General features: G+C 62.0%; 3 rRNA genes. All 3 read left to right on the plus strand.

The features are described 5' to 3' along the window. Window positions 1–232: 232 nt before the first annotated feature. The 3 genes from LPT13_RS11595 (at window position 233) to rrf (ending at window position 5,247) form a co-directional block, all read left to right on the plus strand. Window positions 233–1,741: ribosomal RNA gene (locus tag LPT13_RS11595) — 16S ribosomal RNA — on the plus strand. 333 nt (window positions 1,742–2,074) lie between these two features. Continuing rightward, window positions 2,075–5,042: ribosomal RNA gene (locus LPT13_RS11600) — 23S ribosomal RNA — on the plus strand. 91 nt (window positions 5,043–5,133) lie between these two features. After that, window positions 5,134–5,247, plus strand: a 5S ribosomal RNA gene (gene rrf / locus LPT13_RS11605). The 16S, 23S and 5S rRNA genes sit together here, the layout of an rRNA operon. Window positions 5,248–5,258: the final 11 nt, after the last annotated feature.

The following is a 5,258-nucleotide window of genomic DNA, read 5'->3' on the forward strand; positions in this document are numbered from 1 at the left end:
TTGACACGAAGGAGCAAGCCGAGTAAAGTATCTCCTTGCGCCGCACGCGAGAGCGGCGAGCGCGGAACCTTGAGAACCGGATACTGTGGATGAATTTCGAGATGGATCGAATAGTGTCAGACGGACATTTTGACCTCGTCGATTCGGCCTGAAGCCCCTCGGGGCGGAGGGCGGATGAGACAACTTTTCAGCTTGTATCAAGCGAACCGGACGCGGCCTGCGGGCCGCGCTTTGAACGGAGAGTTTGATCCTGGCTCAGGATGAACGCTGGCGGCGTGCCTAACACATGCAAGTCGAACGATGAAGACGCCTTCGGGCGTGTATGAAGTGGCGAACGGGTGAGTAACACGTGACCAACCTGCCCCGCGCTCCGGGACAACCGCTGGAAACGGCGGCTAATACCGGATACTCCGCGGGCCCCGCATGGGGCCGGCGGGAAAGCCGAGACGGCGCGGGATGGGGTCGCGGCCCATTAGGTAGTAGGCGGGGTAACGGCCCACCTAGCCCGCGATGGGTAGCCGGCCTGAGAGGGCGATCGGCCACATTGGGACTGAGATACGGCCCAGACTCCTACGGGAGGCAGCAGTGGGGAATTTTGCGCAATGGGGGGAACCCTGACGCAGCAACGCCGCGTGCGGGATGACGGCCCTCGGGTTGTAAACCGCTTTCAGCAGGGAAGATATTGACGGTACCTGCAGAAGAAGCTCCGGCTAACTACGTGCCAGCAGCCGCGGTAATACGTAGGGAGCGAGCGTTATCCGGATTCATTGGGCGTAAAGCGCGCGTAGGCGGCCGCCTAAGCGGGACCTCTAACCCCGGGGCTCAACCCCGGGCCGGGTTCCGAACTGGGCGGCTCGAGTGCGGTAGAGGAGAGCGGAATTCCCGGTGTAGCGGTGGAATGCGCAGATATCGGGAAGAACACCGATGGCGAAGGCAGCTCTCTGGGCCGGCACTGACGCTGAGGCGCGAAAGCTGGGGGAGCGAACAGGATTAGATACCCTGGTAGTCCCAGCCGTAAACGATGGGCGCTAGGTGTGGGGGGGCCATCCCTCCGTGCCGCAGCCAACGCATTAAGCGCCCCGCCTGGGGAGTACGGCCGCAAGGCTAAAACTCAAAGGAATTGACGGGGGCCCGCACAAGCAGCGGAGCATGTGGCTTAATTCGAAGCAACGCGAAGAACCTTACCAGGGCTTGACATGCAGGTGAAGCCGGGGAAACCCGGTGGCCGAGAGGAGCCTGCGCAGGTGGTGCATGGCTGTCGTCAGCTCGTGTCGTGAGATGTTGGGTTAAGTCCCGCAACGAGCGCAACCCCTGTCCCATGTTGCCAGCATTGAGTTGGGGACTCATGGGAGACTGCCGGCGTCAAGCCGGAGGAAGGTGGGGACGACGTCAAGTCATCATGCCCCTTATGCCCTGGGCTGCACACGTGCTACAATGGCCGGTACAGAGGGCCGCCACCCCGCGAGGGGGAGCGAATCCCGCAAAGCCGGCCCCAGTTCGGATCGCAGGCTGCAACCCGCCTGCGTGAAGTCGGAGTTGCTAGTAATCGCGGATCAGCATGCCGCGGTGAATACGTTCCCGGGCCTTGTACACACCGCCCGTCACACCACCCGAGTCGTCTGCACCCGAAGCCGCCGGCCGAACCCCTCTGGGGGCGGAGGCGTCGAAGGTGTGGAGGGTAAGGGGGGTGAAGTCGTAACAAGGTAGCCGTACCGGAAGGTGCGGCTGGATCACCTCCTTTCTAGGGAGACTCGTAGGAGTCCGAGGCGGGTCGAGCATGGAGCTCCCCGCTCCCGGAAGACCATCAAACCTATCTCACGAGGGGTCGCGTCCCCTGACCGTCCGCAGCATCCGGCCCTCGGGGCTCCGCCCCGCGCACCTTGACAGTTGCATAGCGCGTGACGACAAGTCACGGAAACCATGATACGAAACCACAATCCCAATGCGTTTGCATTGAAGTAGAGGTGGTTCGCGTCATGGACAGACAATACGATCGCAAACGTATGTTTGAACACAAGTTCAAAGTATCTGGAGAAGCAACTACCTTGCTTCTCCGTGCGAACCTTGGACGGTAGATGAAGATACCAAGGGCGCACGGCGGATGCCTTGGCACAGGAAGTCGATGAAGGACGCGGCAAGCTGCGATAAGCCACGGGGAGCGGCACACACGCTTTGATCCGTGGGTCTCCGAATGGGGGAACCCAGCTGGGGTCATGCCCAGCTGCCCCGCGCTGAATCAAATAGGCGCGGGGGGACAACCCGGGGAACTGAAACATCTAAGTACCCGGAGGAAGAGAAATCAACCGAGATCGCGCGAGTAGCGGCGAGCGAAAGCGCGCGAGCCCAAACCCGGGCGCGTGTAAGCGGCAGGCGTTGCCGCCCGGGGGTCGTGGGAGCCCCGCCCCGAGGACTGCCTCCTCGGGCGCGGTCACAAAGGGCGTCGGTAGCGGAACGGCATGGAAGGGCCGGCCGCAGCGGGTAAGAGCCCCGTACGCGAAACCGACGCCCCCGCGTGGGGATTTCCCGAGTAGGGCCGGACACGTGAAACCCGGTCCGAAGCAGGGGGGACCACCCTCCAAGGCTAAACACTCTCCTGTGACCGATAGCGCACCAGTACCGTGAGGGAAAGGTGAAAAGCACCCCGAGAGGGGAGTGAAACAGTACCTGAAACCGTGCGCCTACAAGCAGTCGGAGCAGCCTTGCGCTGTGACGGCGTGCCTTTTGTAGAATGAGCCAGCGAGTTGCGGTATGCGGCGAGGTTAAGTTTTGAAACGAGCCGCAGCGAAAGCGAGCCTTTAAGATGGCGATTCAGTCGCATGCTGCAGACGCGAAGCCGGGTGAGCTATCCATGGGCAGGCTGAAGCGGGGGTAAGACCCCGTGGAGGGCCGAACCCACTTCGGTTGAAAACGGAGGGGATGACCTGTGGATAGGGGTGAAAGGCCAATCAAACCCGGAGATATCTCGTTCTCCCCGAAATAGCTTTAGGGCTAGCCTCGGCCGTTCACCCATGGTGGTAGAGCCACCGGATCCCTGAGGGGGCTTCACCGCCTACCGACGGGAACCGAACTCCGAATGCCATGGGTTCACAGGCCGGGAGTCAGAGCATGTGGGCTAAGCTGTGTGCTCGAGAGGGAAACAGCCCAGACCGCCCGCTAAGGCCCCCAAGTCATCGCTGAGTGGCAAAGGATGTGCGTCTGCCCAGACAACCAGGATGTTGGCTTAGAAGCAGCCATGCATTTAAAGAGTGCGTAACAGCTCACTGGTCGAGTGGACATGCGCCGACAATTCACGGGGCTAAGCGATGCGCCGAAGCGGCGGAATGAAACTTTTCATTGGTAGGGGAGCTCTCCCAGGCCGGGGAAGCTCGCGGGCGACCGCGGGTGGAGGGCTGGGAGGTGAGAATGCTGGCATGAGTAACGAGAGCTGGGCGAGAAACCCAGCCGCCGTAAGCCTAAGGGTTCCTGGGCAAGGCTAATCCTCCCAGGGTCAGTCGGGAGCTAAGGCGAGGCCGGAAGGCGTAGCCGATGCGCAACGGGTCGACATTCCCGTACCGCTGATGGGCCGTTATCTACCGAGGGGGCGACGGAGAAGGGTAGCCGGGCGGGGTTCTGGACGTCCCCGTGAAAGCACGTAGGGCGGTCCGCGTGGAAATCAGCGGGCCACTTGAGCCTGAGATGCGAGACGAAGCCGCATGGCGAAGCCGGCGAGCCCATGCTTCCGAGAAAAACCTCTAGGGAGGACCATCGGCGCCCGTACCAAAACCGACACAGGTGGGCGGGTAGAACATACCGAGGCGATCGGGAGAACCATGGTTAAGGAACTCGGCATACTGGCTCCGTAACTTCGGGAGAAGGAGCGCCGCTGCTGGTGAGGCCCCACGCGGGCGGAGCTGGCGGCGGCCGCAGCGAAACGGCCCAAGCGACTGTTTATCAAAAACACAGGACTCTGCCAAGTCGTAAGACGAAGTATAGGGTCTGACGCCTGCCCGGTGCCGGAAGGTTACGCGGATGAGTTAGCGGCAACGCGAAGCCCTGAAGCCAAGCCCCGGTAAACGGCGGCCGTAACTATAACGGTCCTAAGGTAGCGAAATTCCTTGTCGGGTAAGTTCCGACCTGCACGAATGGCGTAACGATTTGGGCGCTGTCTCAACCATGGACCCGGTGAAATTGTACTGTTCGTGAAGATGCGAACTACCCGCGGAAGGACGGAAAGACCCCGTGAACCTTTACTGCAGCTTGGCATTGGCAGTTGGTACGACGTGTAGAGGATAGGCGGGAGCCTGAGAAGCGGGGGCGCAAGCCCCCGTGGAGGCGACCTTGGAATACCGCCCTCGTCGTGCCGGCTGCCTAACGCGCGGCCGTGATCCGGCGCGCGGACCGTGCCAGGCGGGTAGTTTGACTGGGGCGGTCGCCTCCCAAACTGTAACGGAGGCGCGCGTAAGGTCCGCTCAGGACGGTCGGCAACCGTCCGCAGAGCGCAAGAGTACAAGCGGGCTTGACTGCGAGGCCCACAAGCCGAGCAGAGACGAAAGTCGGTTCTAGTGATCCGGCGGCTCAGAGTGGAATGGCCGTCGCTCAACGGATAAAAGGTACTCCGGGGATAACAGGCTGATCTTGCCCAAGAGTCCACATCGACGGCAAGGTTTGGCACCTCGATGTCGGCTCATCGCATCCTGGGGCTGAAGTCGGTCCCAAGGGTATGGCTGTTCGCCATTTAAAGCGGTACGCGAGCTGGGTTCAGAACGTCGTGAGACAGTTCGGTCCCTATCCTCCGCGGGCGCAAGGGAGTTGAGGAGATCTGCCCCTAGTACGAGAGGACCGGGGTGGACGGACCTCTGGTGACGCGGTTGTCGACCAACGGCACCGCCGCCTAGCTACGTCCGGCACGGATAACCGCTGAAGGCATCTAAGTGGGAAGCCGCCTCCGAGATGAGCTCCCTTTCCGGTAAGGGCCCTCGTAGACCACGAGGTCGATAGGGCGCAGCTGCAAGCAGGGCGACCTGCTCAGGCGAGCGCTACTAATAGCCCGAGCTCTTCATCTCAACATGTTACAAACGTTTCCGATCGTCGCCGCCACGCGCATGCAGCCGTCAGGGCCCGCGGGACGGGCCCCCTCGTGGGAGCACCTCCCATGAGCGGAACCATGGAGGGGGGGATCACCCGGTCCCATTCCGAACCCGGAAGTTAAGCCCCCCATCGCCGAGAGTACTGCGGGGTAGCCCGTGGGAGGGTAGGGCGTTCCGCTCATGGGGGGTGCT

The organism is Adlercreutzia faecimuris (genome assembly GCF_022669055.1).
Classification (GTDB): Bacteria; Actinomycetota; Coriobacteriia; order Coriobacteriales; family Eggerthellaceae; genus Enterorhabdus; species Enterorhabdus faecimuris.